Here is a 16304-nt window from a genome sequence, read left to right as displayed (position 1 = left end):
TTTACGCAATGGCTCATCAGATTGATAAAACCGCGTTGGTGTGGCATTCCGCCGAGCGCATGTTTCACTTGGTTAACGACGTAGCCCGTTATCCGGAATTTCTACCGTGGTGTCGCAGCGCCAGTGTGCAGCAGCAAGATGAGCAGCATGTTACTGCTTCGATGGAAATTGCCAAAGGCGGTTTGAGCCATATTCTTACTACGCGCAACCAGCTTTTGATGCCCGAGGTTATCGAAATGCAGTTGGTGGACGGGCCTTTTAGCAATCTTAGCGGGCGCTGGCACTTCAAGCCGTTACAAAATAACGCCTGCAAGGTGATTCTGACCCTGGAGTTTGAGTTTTCCGGATCTTTGGCGCGGATGACTTTTGGGCCCATTTTCAATCAGGCGGCCAATACCATGGTAGACGCGTTTTGCCGGCGGGCCGATGTCGTTTATGGAGAAAGCTCATGAGCATTCGGATAGAAGTGGCTTACGCGTTGCCTGAACGGCAGGAAATTGTAACGGTGGATGTTCCTGAGGGCACCAGTGTGTTGGGTGCAGTTAAAGCGTCTTCTATCTGTGTGCGGTTCCCGGGGCTGGACCCTGATAACGCTGCCATGGGCATTTTTGGTAAGGCAATAAAACAACCGAGCAAGCATGAGGTGCATGAGGGCGACCGCATCGAACTGTACCGCCCGCTCATGATTGACCCCAAGCAGGCACGATTGAACAGAGCTAAAAAACAGTAGGCGCTTACTAGCGCCTACTTAGCCTTAGTAGGCGGGCGTTTCTTCCAGCAGTTGTGCTTCGTAGCGGGAGAAACGGTCATCATCGTAATACACGATAATGCGCTGTTCTTCGATGTCTCCGCCTGCACGCTGGAACGTGTAAACGTAATATTCCCTTGATGTGTCAACAGGGTTGAGCATCAGCGGTGTGCCCATCACTGCGCGAACCTGACTGCGGGGCATGCCTTCCGTCAGTGCGGCCAGCTCTTCGTTGGTGACAATATTGCCTTGTTGGACGTTGATTTTGTAAACGCCGGGAAAGGCACAGCCAGCCAGAAAAAGAGTCAGAATAAGAGCTATAAGCTTTTGCATCGCCGGGGGAATTCCTCTATCTTGAAAATGCCTGCCAATGGCAGATGTAGCACGGGTTGATCCTAAAATGGCGGCCCCATCATACCGGAAGCCGTAAGGCACACCAACGAGTGAATAGTAATATGCCATCTGAAAACGCCGAATTACGAAAAGTCGGTCTGAAGGTTACTCTTCCACGGGTTAAAATCTTCGGTATTCTTGAAAGCGCCACGCAGCACCACATGAGCGCAGAAGATGTCTATAAAAAGCTTCTGGAACAGGGTGACGATGTAGGGCTGGCGACCGTTTACCGTGTATTGACCCAATTTGAATCAGCGGGCCTGGTGCTGCGGCACAACTTTGAAGGCGGCCATGCTGTATTCGAAATGGCGAGCGAAGACCATCACGACCATATCGTATGTACCGAAACGGGAAAAGTCATCGAGTTTTTTGATCAGGTTATTGAAGATCGCCAGCAAATCATTGCAGCCGAGCACGGTTATGAGATTGTCGATCACAGCCTGACGTTGTATGTAAAACCCATCAAGCCATAAGCCAACTCATACTCAAGCACTTTCCCAAGCGCAAAAAAGGGGGCGGGGTTCTGGCCCGCCCCGAAAACTCTCAGGATAGAGAGGGGGGGAATGCTGTCAGTGATGGGTAGCCTGTCCCTTGCTGTACATTTCTTTGGCGTGGGCAATGGTCTGTTCTGTCATATCTACGCCGCCCAGCATACGGGCGACTTCGCTGATCCGGCCCTGATCGTCCAGGGTTTCAATTTTCGAGAAGGTGGCTTCCTGCTCTGTGAACTTGCTAACGAACAGGTGTTGATGGCACTGGGCTGCCACTTGTGGCAAGTGGGTGACACACAACACCTGGCCGTTTTCGCCGAGTGCCCGCAGTAGTTTGCCAACGACTTCGGCGGTGCCACCGCCAATCCCCACGTCTACTTCGTCGAACACTAGTGTCGGTGTGGTAGAGGTTTGCGCTACCACCACTTGAATGGCCAGACTGATCCGCGAAAGCTCGCCGCCCGAGGCGACTTTCGCCAGTGGTCGCGCTGGCTGGCCGGGATTGGCGCTAACCAGAAATTCGATGTCTTCGTGGCCATGAGCCGCCGGTTCGTCACGGTTGTCGGCCAGCTGCGTTACAAACTGCACATTAGGCATGCTCAGTTGAGCCAATTCTGCTGCTACGCGGACGTCCAGATTTACCGCCACTTGCCGGCGCAACTGTGTCAGTTCATCGGCCAGCGCGTTGTATTCCAGTAGCTGCTCGTCCAATTCTGCCTGAAGCTGCTCCAGACTGCCTGCGCCGCCGTCCAGATCGGCCAGCTCGCCGTTCAGCCGCTGGTGCAGCTCGAACAGTTGTTCGGGCATGATGCGATGCTTGCGCGCCATCTGATAAATCGCACTCAAGCGATCTTCTATTTCTGCAAGGTGCTGCGGGTCGGCTTCGTAATCATCAACAAAGCGGCGCAGATTGTCGCCGGCTTCGCTGATTTGTATCTGCGCTTCGCCCAGCATTTGCAGAGTGTCGGCCAGCGCTGGAATTTCCGTTGGCAGCTGCCCAAGTTGCTGGAGCACCTGGCGCACCAGTGCGGCAGCGCTGGTGTCGTCTTCTGAGCACAGTAAAGCCGCCTGATTGCTATGGTGCAAAATGGTGTCAGCCTGGCTTAACTCCTGTTGTTGCTGTTCCAGCTGCTGCTGCTCTAGCTCTTGCAGATTCAGGCGATCCAGCTCTTCTACTTGATAGCGCAACAGTTGCAGTCGGGCCTCAGTTTCATCGGCGTTGTTTTGGCGCTCGACCATTTTTTGGCGGGTTTTATTCCACCTACTCCAGGCTTGACGGGTTTGCCCTGCCAGTTCATCGGCCCCGGCGTATTCATCCAGCAAGGTGCGGTGGGTATCCTTGCGCAGTAAGGATTGATGTTGGTGCTGGCTGTGAATGTCCATTAGCAGGCCACCCAGTTCTTTCAAGTGGCTTAGCGGGCAGGGTTGGCCGTTGATGTAGGCGCGGGAGCGGCCGTCGCGGCTGATGGCGCGGCGTAAAATGCAGTCGTTATGATCGTCCAACTCTTGCTGTTCCAGCCAACTGCGCGCAGCCGTAATAGCTGAAATATCGAAGGTGGCGGTAATGTCAGCCCGCTTCGCACCATAACGCACGGCGCCGGCGTCTGCGCGTCCTCCCATGGCAAGGCCAAGCGCATCCAGCACAATCGATTTGCCGGCACCGGTTTCCCCGGTAAGGGCGGTCATGCCTTTATGGAAGTGCAGTTCCACCCGTTCCGCGATGGCGTAATTGGAAACCGTTAGCTGTGTGAGCATGCTGAAACCTCCGCTCGATGTCTGGATACTGTTTTTTCATACAGTGACTGTAAATATATACAGGCTTTTGGGTTGATGCAAACTCTGTGGTGTCAACTTTGTTGCAAAATGCATCGCGTATTGGTTGAAACTGCGTCGCGGGGCCCCATATCGACTTGCAAATACCTCGTTCCGGCCGTTATGGCGGTTTTCTGATTATAGAGAGTAGGCCGTGGTCTTACCGGCCGTATTTTATTCACCAGGAGTAGTCATGAGCACTGACGAAGAACGCAACGAGCAATTTGTAGATGAGCTGCAACAAGCCGTAGACAAAGCCGCAGAAGAAAACGTAGAAGCAGCCGAGGGAGAGCCAGAAAGCTCGCCATCCGCCGACCTTGAAGCACTGCAGGCGCAGGTCCAAGAGTTTCAGGAGCAGGTGCTGCGTTCGCATGCAGAAATGCAGAATGTACGCCGTCGCGCTGAGAACGACGTTGAAAAAGCCCACAAATTTGCGGTAGAAAAGTTCGTCAAGGAACTGTTGCCGGTGGTAGACAGTCTGGAAAAAGCGGTTGAAAGCACCGAAGGCCATGAATCTTCCGGCGACTTGGTGGCGTCCATTCGCCAAGGCGTAGAGCTTACCCTCGATATGTTCTTGTCTGGCCTCAAGAAGTTTAACGTTGAGCGCCTGAATCCTGTCGGCGAACCGTTTGATCCGCAATACCATGAGGCGATGTCTATGGTGCCAGCGCCCAACGCCGAGCCAAACAGCGTGGTTGCGGTTATGCAGAAAGGCTATTTGTTGAATGGCAGGGTTGTACGGCCAGCCATGGTGATGGTGGCCAAGCCTCAAGATGCACCAAAAATTGATGAGCAGGCTTGAAAAATAGCTTAAAGCGCCAATATAGCTTTTAACCAGAACAGTCCGGAGTGATCCTCCGGCCCCAGCATTCAGAAAGATTTGGAGTGATTCAATGAGCAGAATTATCGGTATTGACTTAGGCACAACCAACTCTTGCATCGCCGTTATGGACGGTGGCAAGGTCAGGGTTATTGAAAATTCCGAAGGCGATCGGACTACGCCATCGATAATCGCCTATACCGACGACAACGAAATTCTGGTGGGTCAGTCTGCCAAGCGTCAGGCTGTTACCAACCCGTATAACACTCTTTATGCGATCAAACGTTTAATCGGCCGTCGTTTTGAAGACGATGTTGTGCAAAAAGACATCAAAATGGTGCCTTACAAGATCGCCAAGGCTGATAACGGCGATGCTTGGGTCGATGTAAAAGGCCAGAAAATGGCTCCGCCGCAGATTTCTGCGGAAATTCTGAAGAAAATGAAGAAAACCGCCGAAGATTACTTGGGCGAGAAAGTGACTGAAGCCGTTATTACCGTTCCGGCATACTTCAACGACAGCCAGCGCCAAGCGACCAAAGATGCGGGCAAAATTGCCGGTCTCGACGTTAAGCGTATTATCAATGAGCCGACTGCTGCTGCTCTGGCCTACGGCATGGACAAGAAAGGCGGCGACCGCACCATCGCGGTTTACGACTTGGGCGGTGGTACGTTTGACCTGTCGATCATTGAAATTGCCGATGTAGACGGCGAGCACCAGTTTGAAGTGTTGGCCACGAATGGTGACACCTTCTTAGGCGGCGAAGATTTCGATATGAAAATCATCGAATTTCTGGCCGACCAGTTCAAAAAAGACAGTGGTATTGATCTACGTGGCGACTCATTGGCCATGCAGCGTCTTAAAGAAGCCGGTGAGAAAGCTAAAATCGAGCTTTCCAGTAGCCAGCAGACCGACGTGAACTTGCCGTACATTACCGCTGATGCCAGCGGCCCCAAGCACATGAACGTCAAGTTGACTCGTGCCAAGCTGGAGTCGTTGGTGGAAGACCTGGTACAGCGCACTCTTGAGCCGTGTAAAGTCGCTCTGAAAGACTCGGGTCTGAGCCTCGATCAGATTGACGAGGTGATTCTGGTGGGCGGCCAAACCCGTATGCCGCTGGTGCAGGAAAAAGTAAAAGAGTTCTTCGGTAAAGAAGCTCGCAAAGACGTTAACCCAGATGAAGCCGTTGCTATGGGCGCCGCCATTCAGGCCGCCGTATTGTCTGGCGATGTGAAAGACGTACTGCTGCTGGACGTAACACCTCTGAGCCTGGGTATCGAAACCATGGGTGGTGTTGCCACGTCGCTGATCGACAAGAACACCACGATTCCGACCAAGAAGTCGCAGACTTTCTCTACCGCGGACGACAGTCAAACAGCGGTAACCATTCACGTGGTTCAGGGCGAGCGCAAGCAAGCTACGCAGAACAAGTCACTGGGCCGTTTCGATTTGGCTGATATTCCGCCTGCACCGCGCGGTGTGCCGCAGATCGAAGTGACTTTTGACATCGACGCCAACGGTATTCTGAACGTGTCTGCCAAAGACAAGGCGACCGGTAAAGAGCAGTCTATCGTGATCAAGGCGTCGTCCGGCCTGAGTGATGAAGAAATCGAGAAAATGGTGCGTGACGCCGAAGCAAACGCTGACGAAGACCGCAAGTTTGAGGAGCTGGTTCAAGCCCGCAACCAGGGCGATGCCATGGTTCACGCGGTGCGTAAAACCTTAAAGGACGCTGGCGATAAAGTCAGCGACAGCGAGAAAGAGTCGATTGAAGTTTCTGTAACTGAACTGGAAGAGGCGCTGAAAGGTTCTGATAAGGACGACATCCAGGCTAAGACCGAGAAGCTGACTGAAGTTTCTGGCGAATTGGCCAAGAAGATGTACGCCGATCAGGCGGAGCAGGGCCAGCCGGCGGAAGGGCAGGAAAATGCCCAATCGAACACCGCTGATGACGCTGTTGACGCTGAGTTCGAAGAAGTGAAGGACGACGACAAGCGTTAATCGATTGACCTAGATTTTGCCAGTAGTTGGAAAACGCGGGTCGCTCCCGCGTTTTCCTCGTTATAACCACGGGATTTGAAGCATGGCCAAGCGCGACTATTACGAGACTCTCGGCGTGAGCCGGGACGCGGACGACAAAGAAGTAAAGCGGGCGTATCGCAAGCTTGCAATGAAATATCACCCGGACCGCAACCCGGACGATAAAGACGCCGACAACAAATTCAAAGAAGCCAGTGAAGCCTACGAAGTACTCGCAGACGCTAACAAACGAGCGGCCTACAACCAGTTTGGTCATGCCGGCGTTGACGGTCAGGGCAGCGGTGGCTTTGGTGGCGGTAATGGGAATTTCTCGGATATTTTTGGCGACGTATTTGGCGATATTTTTGGAGGCGGTGGTGGCCGTGGCCGCAACACCCGCGGCTCCGATTTACGCTACACCCTGGACCTGGACTTAGAAGAAGCCGTTAAAGGTAGAACGGTTAAAATCACCATTCCTGGCCATCGTGAATGCGAAGCCTGTGATGGCAATGGTGCCGAGAAAGGCTCGCGTCCTGAAACCTGTGGTACCTGTAAAGGTATGGGCCAAGTGCGCATGCAGCAGGGCTTTTTCACTGTGCAGCAAGCGTGCCCTACCTGCCGTGGTGCGGGTAAGGTTATTAAGAATCCGTGCAGTAAGTGCCACGGTCAGGGCCGGGTGAAAGAAGAGAAAACCTTATCGGTTAAAGTGCCCCCCGGCGTGGATACTGGCGACCGCATCCGTTTGTCTGGTGAAGGCGAAATGGGCATAGAGGGCGGCCCTGCTGGCGACTTGTATGTGCAAATGGCCGTGCGCGAACATTCCATCTTCACCCGCGACGGGCGTAACCTGTATTGCGAAGTGCCCATCAGCATTGTTGATGCCGCTTTGGGTGGTGAGCTGGAAGTGCCAACGCTGGATGGGCGCGTTAAGCTAAAAATACCGGCCGAGACCCAAACCGGAAAATTGTTCCGGCTGCGCAACAAAGGCGTGGCGCCGGTGCGCGGTGGCGGTGCTGGCGACTTGCTGTGTCGGGTGACCATTGAAACCCCGGTACGTCTGACCAAGCGCCAGAAAGAACTTTTGAATGAGTTTCAGGATACCCTCGACAGCGGTGACGGCGACCAGCATGGTCCAAAGAAAACATCGTGGTTTAGAGGTGTGAAGAGCTTCTTCGACGAAACCAAGTTCTGAGGATACGCAGAGGCGATTACTGAGGACTTAAACAGGTGCAAGAACTGAGGGTTTATAGATGAAGGTAGCCATCATCGGTGCTGCGGGGCGCATGGGAAAAGTACTGATCGAAGCCGTTGACGGCACTGATGGCCTGCAACTAGGCGCAGCTATTGTTGAGCCCGGCAATAGCCTGATCGGCGCTGACGCCGGAGACATGACCGGCATCGGGAAAACCGGTGTTGCCATGGCTGGTAGCCTGGCGGACGTGAAAGATGATTTCGACGTGCTGATCGACTTCACCTTTCCAGATCTTACCTTGGAAAACGCTCGCTTCTGCCTGGCCCACGGTAAATCCCACGTTATTGGTACTACCGGATTGTCTGACGTCGAAAAGCAACAACTTGCGCAAGTTGCCGAAAATGTACCGGTGGTGTTTGCCCCCAACATGAGTGTGGGCGTAAGTGTGGTGTTGAATTTACTGCGCACTGCAGCTGCCGCGTTGGGTGACGACTACGATGTTGAAATTATCGAAGCTCACCACCGCCACAAAAAAGACGCTCCGTCAGGCACCGCGCTGCGTATGGGCGAAGTGGTTGCCGATGCGCTGGGCCGTGATCTGAAAGAATGCGCTGTTTACGGCCGCGAAGGCTTCACAGGCGAACGTACGCGCAAAGAAATCGGTTTTGAAACCATTCGCGCGGGCGACGTTGTGGGCGATCACACCGTCCTGTTCGCCACCGAAGGCGAGCGCATCGAAATCACCCACAAAGCCAGCAGCCGCATGACCTTCGCCAAAGGCGCAATGCGGGCCGCGCTGTGGCTGAAAAACAAGCCGGCGGGCTTGTACGATATGCAAGATGTGTTGGACTTGAAGCAATAACGCCACCGGGCGGATTCCTCATGGACAAAAAGCGCCTTATTTTCTATAATAGAGTGCATTAACTGCAGCAAGCGTCGACTTTACAGCACCACGGGAAACATCTTTCCTTCCCGTAGGACAAAACAGCGGGACGGAGCCACCACTCCCTCTCGCTTTTTTGCGACCTGAATTTGCGCCTACGCTCCCGTTCATGACGAACATGACGCCACTCGATGAGGATAGAAGCCTTGAGTACTCCCGCAATCCTTGCACTCGCAGACGGCAGCCTGTTTTACGGCACCGCTATTGGCGCTGACGGCGAAACCAGCGGTGAAGTGGTGTTTAACACCGCCATGACCGGCTATCAAGAAATACTGACCGACCCTTCCTACGCTCGCCAACTGGTGACACTTACGTATCCGCACATTGGCAACACCGGCGTCAACCCGGAAGACGTGGAATCAGACCGCATACACGCCGCCGCTCTGATCATTCGCGATCTGCCACTGGCAGCCAGTAATTGGCGCAGCACCCAGAGCCTGGATGGCTATTTGCGCGACAACAATATTGTGGGCATTGCCGATATTGACACCCGTCGCCTGACCCGAATTCTGCGCGACAAAGGCTCCCAGAGCGGTGCCGTTGTCGCCGGCGAAAGCGCTACTGCCGAACGTGCTCTGGAATTGGCAAGAGTTTTCCCGGGGTTGAAAGGAATGGATCTGGCGAAAGAAGTCAGCTCGAAAAGCATTAGCCACTGGACAGAAACGGAGTGGGATCTGGTCAATGGTTACGGTCAGCAGGACAGCCCACACTTTAAAATCGTAGCTTACGACTACGGTATTAAACTGAACATTCTGCGCATGCTGGCATCGCGCGGTTGCGACATCACCGTTGTGCCGGCACAAACGCCTGCAGCCGAGGTGTTGGCGATGAATCCGGACGGCGTGTTCTTGTCCAACGGCCCCGGTGATCCTGAGCCCTGCGATTACGCCATAAAAGCCATTCAGGACATTTTGGAAGCCGACCTGCCGGTGTTTGGTATTTGCTTGGGTCATCAGCTTCTGGCCTTGGCTAGCGGTGCCAAAACCATGAAGATGAACCACGGCCACCACGGTGCTAACCATCCGGTGCAGTGCCTGGCCGATGGAACCGTCATGATTACTAGCCAGAATCACGGTTTTGCCGTAGACGAGGCCAGCCTGCCGGCGAACCTGAAGGCAACTCACAAGTCGCTGTTTGATGGCACCCTGCAAGGTTTGCGCCGCACCGATAAAGCCGCGTTTAGCTTTCAGGGTCACCCGGAAGCCAGCCCTGGTCCCCACGATGTGGCGCCACTGTTTGACGAGTTTATTCGCTCGATGGAAGCCCGGCGCGCTTAGAGTAAAGGCGAGTGAGGTCAGCCAATGGCCTCGCGCAAACAGGCGCTGCGCACCGCGCTGCAAGACATTAAAGTTGCTGACAGGTTGACCAAGACATGCCAAAACGTACCGACATTAAAAGCATCCTGATCCTGGGAGCAGGCCCTATCGTGATCGGGCAGGCGTGTGAATTCGACTATTCCGGCGCTCAGGCCTGTAAGGCTCTGCGCGAGGAGGGCTACCGGGTGATCCTGGTTAACTCCAACCCGGCTACCATTATGACCGACCCGGCCATGGCCGATGCTACCTACATCGAGCCGATTATCTGGTCAACGGTTGCCAAGATTATTGAAAAAGAAAGGCCTGATGCTCTGCTGCCGACCATGGGCGGGCAAACCGCGTTGAACTGTGCGCTGGATCTGGAAAAGCACGGCGTACTGGCTAAATACGGCGTTGAAATGATCGGTGCTAACGCCGATACCATCGACAAAGCTGAAGACCGCAGTCGTTTTGACAAGGCTATGAAATCCATTGGCCTTGAGTGTCCCCGTGCCGACATTGCTCACAATCTGGAAGAAGCCCACCGCATTGCCGACAACGTTGGCTTTCCGTGCATCATCCGTCCCTCTTTCACCATGGGCGGCTCCGGCGGCGGTATTGCGTACAATCGTGGAGAGTTCGAAGAAATCTGCATTCGTGGGCTGGATCTGTCGCCCACCAGCGAACTGCTGATTGACGAATCCTTGATCGGTTGGAAAGAATACGAAATGGAAGTGGTGCGCGACAAAAACGATAACTGCATTATTGTTTGTGCCATTGAAAACTTCGACGCGATGGGCGTGCACACCGGTGACTCCATTACCGTGGCACCGGCGCAAACCCTCACTGACAAAGAATACCAAATCATGCGTAACGCCTCGCTGGCGGTTCTGCGTGAAATTGGTGTAGAAACCGGCGGCTCCAACGTGCAGTTTGGCATTCATCCGGACACCGGCCGCATGGTGGTGATCGAGATGAATCCGCGGGTGTCACGCTCCTCGGCGCTGGCGTCTAAGGCCACCGGCTTCCCCATTGCCAAAGTGGCGGCCAAGCTGGCGATCGGTTACACCCTGGATGAGTTGAAGAACGACATCACCGGCGGTATTACCCCCGCTTCGTTCGAGCCCAGCATTGATTACGTGGTGACCAAGATCCCACGGTTCACCTTTGAAAAATTCCCCCAGGCCGACGCCCGCCTGACCACCCAGATGAAATCGGTGGGTGAGGTGATGGCCATTGGCCGCACCTTCCAGGAATCGTTGCAGAAAGCTCTGCGCGGCCTTGAAGTAGGCTCTGACGGCTTTGATGAAATGCTGCCGGAATTTGACAGCGAAGAAAGCCGGCAAACGTTAACCCGCGAGCTAAATGTGCCCGGTGCCGAGCGCATCTGGTACATCGGTGATGCCTTCCGCGCGGGCCAGAGTGTGGCGGATATATTTCGCCAGACCCACGTAGACCCCTGGTACCTGGTGCAGATTGAAGACCTTATTAAAGAAGAGCAGGCGCTGCAGGCGTCTGGCAAGGTCGAACTGGACCACGCTACCCTGTTTCGCTTGAAGCGCAAGGGGTTCTCTGACGCGCGTCTGGCGAAGCTGATGGGCGTGAAAGAAGACGCCTTCCGCGCCATGCGCCACGGGCTGGGTATTCGCCCCGTGTATAAGCGTGTAGACACCTGCGCTGCGGAATTTGCCTCAGACACGGCTTACATGTATTCCAGTTATGAAGAAGAATGTGAGTCAAACCCGACTGACCGTGAAAAGATCGTGGTTATTGGCGGTGGCCCTAACCGTATTGGTCAGGGCATCGAGTTTGATTACTGTTGCGTACATGCGGCCCTGGCGATGCGCGAAGATGGTTATGAAACCATCATGATCAACTGCAACCCGGAAACTGTGTCGACCGATTACGACACCTCTGACCGTTTGTATTTTGAGCCGATCACCCTCGAAGACGTGCTGGAAATTATCCACGTTGAAAAACCCAAGGGTGTGATTGTGCAGTACGGTGGTCAAACTCCGTTGAAGCTGGCCCGCGGCCTGGAAGCCGCTGGCGTACCTATTATAGGCACCAGCCCGGACGCCATTGACTGCGCCGAAGACCGCGAGCGGTTCCAGAAGCTGATTGCGGGCCTAGGCCTGAAGCAGCCCGAAAACGCAACCGTGCGCAGCCACGAAGAAGGCGTTATTGCCGCCCGCAAGATTGGGTATCCGCTGGTCGTCCGCCCGTCTTACGTGCTGGGCGGCCGCGCCATGGAAATTGTCTATGGCGAGGAAGAGCTTGAGCGTTATATGCGCAGCGCTGTGCTGGTATCCAACGACAGCCCGGTATTACTGGACCACTTCCTGAACGCTGCGATTGAGGTGGATATAGACGCCATCTGCGACGGCAAAGATGTGGTCATTGGCGGTATCATGCAGCACATCGAGCAGGCGGGTATTCACTCCGGTGACTCGGCGTGTTCATTGCCGCCCTACAGCTTGCCCGCAGATGTTCAGAACGCCATGCGCGACGCCGTCAAACAGATGGCCCTGGCGTTGAACGTGGTCGGTCTTATGAACGTGCAGCTGGCATGGCAAGACGGCGACATTTACGTGATCGAAGTGAATCCCCGTGCATCGCGTACCGTGCCGTTTGTGTCTAAGGCCATCGGCGTGTCTTTGGCTAAAGTGGCCGCACGTGTTATGGCGGGCACATCGTTGGCGGACCAGGGCTTTACCCAAGAAATTATACCGGCGCATTACTCGGTGAAAGAGTCGGTGTTCCCGTTCAACAAGTTTCCCGCGGTTGACCCTATTCTTGGGCCGGAAATGAAGTCCACCGGCGAGGTGATGGGGATTGGCGACAGCTTTGACGAAGCCTTTGGCAAAGCCGTGCTGGCTGCTGGCGAGCGCCTGCCATCCGCGGGCGTTGCCTTCATGTCACTGCGTGATGTCGACAAGCACGGCGCCGAGCACGTAGCGCGCTCGCTGGTTGACTGTGGTTTCACGATAATTGCAACCACCGGCACCGCCGCAGCGCTGCGCAAAGCGGGCGTAGAGGTAGCGTTGGTGAACAAGGTTCACGAAGGTCGCCCGCATATTGTGGATGCCATCAAAAATGGCAAGGTCCAGCTGGTGATCAATACCACCGAGGGCCGTAAAGCGGTGTCGGATTCGTCCCAGATTCGCCAGTCCGCGTTGCAGGCTAAAATCAGTTACACCACCACCCTGGCAGGTGGCGAAGCCTTCTGTCGGGCCATTAAGTTTGGTCCGGAGCGTACGGTTCGCCGCCTTCAGGATTTGCACTCAGGAAAATAAGATTATGTCGGCAAGAGTACCAATGACCACGTTGGGCGAAGCACGCCTGCGTGCCGAGCTGCAGAAGCTGAAATCGGAAGATCGTCCGCGTGTCATCGCATCCATCGCTACCGCGCGTGAGCACGGCGATTTGAAGGAAAACGCGGAATACCACGCCGCCCGTGATCAGCAAAGTTTTATTGAAGGCCGGATTCAGGAAATTGAAGGTAAGCTCGGTGGCGCTCAGGTGATTGATGTCACCACCATCGAAAACACCGGTAAAGTGATTTTCGGCACCACTGTTCATCTGCTGAACACGGATACCGATAAACAGGTCGTATACCAGATTGTGGGTGAAGACGAAGCGGATATCAAAGACAGCAAAATTTCGGTGTCATCACCGATTGCTCGTGCTTTGGTTGGTCGTAGAGCGGGTGAAGTAGTGGCTATTCGCGTGCCGTCGGGCACCGTGGAATATGAAATTGAGAAGGTTGAGTACATCTGATCAGCGATGTGGCTCACACAAAAAAGCCGGTCTGGAATTCCCGACCGGCTTTTTTGTGTCTGCTGTTTGCGCACCCTGCACCTTGGTTAGTGCTTAAGGCGCAATAAGTTCGACAGTTTCGGGTTGGGTTTCTCGGCGCGGCGCAAAATCACTGCAATTTTACCAATGGTCTGAACGACTTCAGCCTTGGCGCCGGCGCACAGTTCGGTCACTGCCTGTTGGCGTGTTTCGCGATCCTGGCTGGCGATTTTTATCTTGATCAGTTCGTGGTCGTTCAATGCCCGCTCCAGTTCTTCCTGAAGGTTTTCGGTCAGGCCCTTGTCACCTACAATAATGACCGGTTTCAGATTGTGGGCGATCGCCCGGTATTCCCGGCGCTGTTCTGGTGAAAGGCTCATGATGCAATCTCTTTATGGCGGCAATTAACAAAAGGTCAGCACTCGTTGTGCTGCCGTCAACGTATAATGTCGGGATTGTAGCAGAAAGTGCAGCGGGAAAAATCGCCGTTAACACTTATCGCGCGGGCCTTTTGCCCATCAGTGGAACGATACCTGCTTCAATCAGTCAATTCCTTTGGTGGTGGTATTGCAATTCGTTATCAAGTCCCCCACTTAAAGAATTCAGGTATTTCGGTTGCTGGCACTCGCAGCCAGAAACGACCGGCAAGTTTGGTGGCAGCAAGGCCATTTCTGGTGAACGGCCGTAGAAATGGTGTAAAGTGGCGAAAAAGGGCGTGCCATGGCGCAGCCCGGCAATTCATAGGTGGTGATCCTTGAACAATATGGCAAAAAATCTGGTTTTATGGCTGGTAATAGCCGCAGTGCTACTGATGGTGTTTCAGAACTTCACTCCTACCACCAGTGGCCAACAAGTCAACTACTCCCAGTTTGTGGAGATGGTTCAACAAGGCCGTGTAAACCAGGTCACGATTGACGGTCTGCAAATCGAGGGTACACGTCCCGACGGTTCACAATTCCAGACGGTCCGCCCGCAAGTGGCTGACAACAAGCTGATGGACGACCTTCTGGCCAACAGTGTTGAGGTGATCGGTAAAGAACCCGAACGCCAGAGCCTGTGGACCCAATTGCTGGTCGCGGCATTCCCGATTCTGATTATTATTGCGCTTTTCGTATTCTTTATGCGGCAGATGCAAGGTGGTGCCGGCGGTAAGGGCGGCCCGATGTCATTTGGTAAGAGCAAAGCTCGCCTGATGAGCGAAGACCAGATTAAAAACACCTTTGCGGATGTTGCAGGCGTAGACGAAGCCAAAGAAGACGTAAAAGAACTGGTGGATTTCTTACGTGATCCCAGCCGATTCCAGCGCTTAGGCGGCCGGATTCCTCGCGGTGTTCTGATGATCGGTCCTCCGGGCACGGGTAAAACCTTGCTGGCAAAAGCCATAGCCGGTGAAGCCAAGGTGCCATTCTTCTCGATTTCTGGCTCAGACTTTGTCGAAATGTTTGTCGGCGTGGGTGCATCCCGTGTACGCGACATGTTCGAACAGGCCAAGAAGCAAAGCCCGTGTATTATTTTCATTGACGAGATTGATGCGGTCGGTCGCCACCGTGGCGCCGGCATGGGCGGCGGTCACGATGAGCGTGAGCAAACTCTGAACCAGTTACTGGTGGAAATGGACGGGTTTGAGGGTAACGAAGGCGTTATCGTGATTGCCGCCACCAACCGCCCGGACGTTCTAGACCCTGCCTTGCTGCGCCCTGGCCGTTTTGACCGTCAGGTGATGGTGAGCCTGCCAGACATTCTGGGCCGCGAGCAGATCTTGAAAGTACACATGAAGAAAGTACCGCTGGATGATGACATCAATCCTGCCGTTATTGCTCGTGGTACGCCTGGTTTCTCCGGTGTCGACCTGGCTAACCTGGTGAACGAGGCAGCGCTCTTCGCAGCCCGCCGCAACAAGCGTTTGGTGTCTATGGAAGAGCTGGAACTGGCGAAAGACAAAATCATGATGGGTGCGGAACGCAAGTCCATGGTGATGAACGAAAAAGAGAAATTGAACACCGCGTATCACGAATCTGGCCACGCCATTGTCGGGCGTCTGATGCCAGAACACGATCCGGTGTACAAAGTGAGTATAATCCCTCGCGGACGTGCTCTTGGTGTGACCATGTTCTTGCCGGAAGAAGACAGGTACAGTCATTCCAAGCGCTTCCTCCATGGCCAGATCAGCAGTTTATTTGGTGGCCGTATCGCCGAAGAGCTGACATTAGGTGCTGACGGTGTCACCACCGGTGCCTCCAATGACATTGAGCGTGCGACCAGTCTGGCTCGCAACATGGTGACTCGTTGGGGTCTGTCGGAAAAGTTGGGTCCGCTGCAGTACGGTAGTGAAAACGATGAACCGTTCCTGGGCCGTACCGCTGGGCAACATCAAACTGTGTACTCGCCGGAAACCGCGCAGCGTATTGATGAAGAGGTGCGTAATATCATTGATACCTGTTACGAGACCGCTCGCAACGTATTGGTCGAGCATCGCGATAAGCTGGATTTGATGGCCGAAGCGTTGATGAAGTACGAGACGATTGATCGGCTTCAAATCGACGATATCATGGAGGGCCGTGATGCCCGCGCGCCAAAAGGCTGGGATGATCGGGGTGGTTCTTCGGGCGGCGCGGCTACTTCAGTTGATAAAGAAGATGCTTCCACTGAAGGCAAAGCCAAGAGCAGAGCCAGTGACGATTCTCAGGGTGGCGTTGGCCGCCCAGCGGGAGAGCACTGAGCAATCTGCAATGCGCTAGTTAGAGAGAAGTAAAAAACGCCGCCCGCTTTAGGGCGGCGTTTTTCATTGTAAGACC

General features: G+C 54.3%; 14 protein-coding genes. 11 read left to right on the top strand and 3 right to left on the bottom strand.

Going from position 1 to position 16304, the window contains the following annotated elements; translation table 11 throughout:
- The first annotated feature begins 8 nt into the window (after positions 1 to 8).
- The gene (locus ABA45_RS15900) at positions 9 to 452 is read left to right on the top strand and encodes a type II toxin-antitoxin system RatA family toxin (protein ID WP_014872638.1); all 444 of its coding nucleotides are present in this window, start codon (positions 9 to 11) and stop codon (positions 450 to 452) included.
- Complete coding sequence (locus ABA45_RS15895; RefSeq protein WP_048387779.1) at positions 449 to 730, top strand: RnfH family protein; 282 nt, start codon at positions 449 to 451, stop codon at positions 728 to 730. Before ABA45_RS15900 ends, ABA45_RS15895 begins: the two co-directional genes overlap by 4 nt.
- Before the next feature lie 24 nt (positions 731 to 754).
- Here the strand turns inward: ABA45_RS15895 and ABA45_RS15890 are convergent, their stop codons facing one another.
- Positions 755 to 1081, bottom strand: a complete 327-nt coding sequence (locus ABA45_RS15890; protein WP_048387777.1) for an outer membrane protein assembly factor BamE — start codon at positions 1079 to 1081, stop codon at positions 755 to 757.
- Positions 1082 to 1203: 122 nt separating this feature from the next.
- On the opposite strand from ABA45_RS15890, the gene fur reads away from it, so the two are divergent.
- Positions 1204 to 1614, top strand: a complete 411-nt coding sequence (gene fur, locus ABA45_RS15885) for a ferric iron uptake transcriptional regulator (RefSeq protein ID WP_048387775.1) — start codon at positions 1204 to 1206, stop codon at positions 1612 to 1614.
- A gap of 96 nt (positions 1615 to 1710) precedes the next feature.
- On the opposite strand, the gene recN is transcribed toward fur, so the two are convergent.
- On the bottom strand, positions 1711 to 3387 hold the full coding sequence (gene recN / locus ABA45_RS15880) for a DNA repair protein RecN (RefSeq protein ID WP_048387773.1): 1677 nt from the start codon (positions 3385 to 3387) through the stop codon (positions 1711 to 1713).
- Between the two features lie 250 nt (positions 3388 to 3637).
- Here recN and grpE point away from each other — a divergent pair, with 250 nt between their 5' ends.
- From grpE to greA, 7 genes are all read left to right on the top strand, one after another.
- Positions 3638 to 4246, top strand: a complete 609-nt coding sequence (gene grpE, locus ABA45_RS15875) for a nucleotide exchange factor GrpE (protein WP_048387771.1) — start codon at positions 3638 to 3640, stop codon at positions 4244 to 4246.
- Positions 4247 to 4337: 91 nt separating this feature from the next.
- A complete protein-coding gene (dnaK, locus tag ABA45_RS15870) occupies positions 4338 to 6263 on the top strand; it encodes a molecular chaperone DnaK (RefSeq protein WP_048387768.1) in 1926 nt (641 codons plus the stop codon).
- An 82-nt stretch (positions 6264 to 6345) separates the two neighbouring features.
- Positions 6346 to 7473 carry a molecular chaperone DnaJ gene (dnaJ, locus tag ABA45_RS15865; protein ID WP_048387766.1) on the top strand — a complete coding sequence of 376 codons (1128 nt, stop codon included), beginning with the start codon at positions 6346 to 6348 and terminating at the stop codon, positions 7471 to 7473.
- 58 nt (positions 7474 to 7531) lie between these two features.
- On the top strand, positions 7532 to 8335 hold the full coding sequence (gene dapB, locus ABA45_RS15860) for a 4-hydroxy-tetrahydrodipicolinate reductase (RefSeq protein ID WP_048387764.1): 804 nt from the start codon (positions 7532 to 7534) through the stop codon (positions 8333 to 8335).
- A 227-nt stretch (positions 8336 to 8562) separates the two neighbouring features.
- A complete protein-coding gene (carA, locus tag ABA45_RS15855; protein WP_048387761.1) occupies positions 8563 to 9693 on the top strand; it encodes a glutamine-hydrolyzing carbamoyl-phosphate synthase small subunit in 1131 nt (376 codons plus the stop codon).
- 95 nt (positions 9694 to 9788) lie between these two features.
- Positions 9789 to 13007 carry a carbamoyl-phosphate synthase large subunit gene (gene carB / locus ABA45_RS15850; protein WP_048387758.1) on the top strand — a complete coding sequence of 1073 codons (3219 nt, stop codon included), beginning with the start codon at positions 9789 to 9791 and terminating at the stop codon, positions 13005 to 13007.
- A gap of 4 nt (positions 13008 to 13011) precedes the next feature.
- Positions 13012 to 13491: a transcription elongation factor GreA gene (greA, locus tag ABA45_RS15845; RefSeq protein ID WP_083847074.1), complete on the top strand. Its 480-nt coding sequence runs from the start codon at positions 13012 to 13014 to the stop codon at positions 13489 to 13491.
- An 86-nt stretch (positions 13492 to 13577) separates the two neighbouring features.
- On the opposite strand, the gene yhbY is transcribed toward greA, so the two are convergent.
- Positions 13578 to 13889 (bottom strand): ribosome assembly RNA-binding protein YhbY, encoded by a 312-nt coding sequence (yhbY, locus tag ABA45_RS15840; RefSeq protein ID WP_048387756.1) that lies wholly within the window; start codon positions 13887 to 13889, stop codon positions 13578 to 13580.
- A 374-nt stretch (positions 13890 to 14263) separates the two neighbouring features.
- On the opposite strand from yhbY, the gene ftsH reads away from it, so the two are divergent.
- Positions 14264 to 16228, top strand: a complete 1965-nt coding sequence (gene ftsH, locus ABA45_RS15835; protein WP_084708369.1) for an ATP-dependent zinc metalloprotease FtsH — start codon at positions 14264 to 14266, stop codon at positions 16226 to 16228.
- Positions 16229 to 16304 lie beyond the last annotated feature (76 nt).

Source organism: Marinobacter psychrophilus (assembly GCF_001043175.1).
Classification (GTDB): Bacteria; Pseudomonadota; Gammaproteobacteria; order Pseudomonadales; family Oleiphilaceae; genus Marinobacter; species Marinobacter psychrophilus.
The sequence above is the reverse complement of the archived record's forward strand: the minus strand, read 5'-3'. Positions and strand labels throughout refer to the sequence as shown.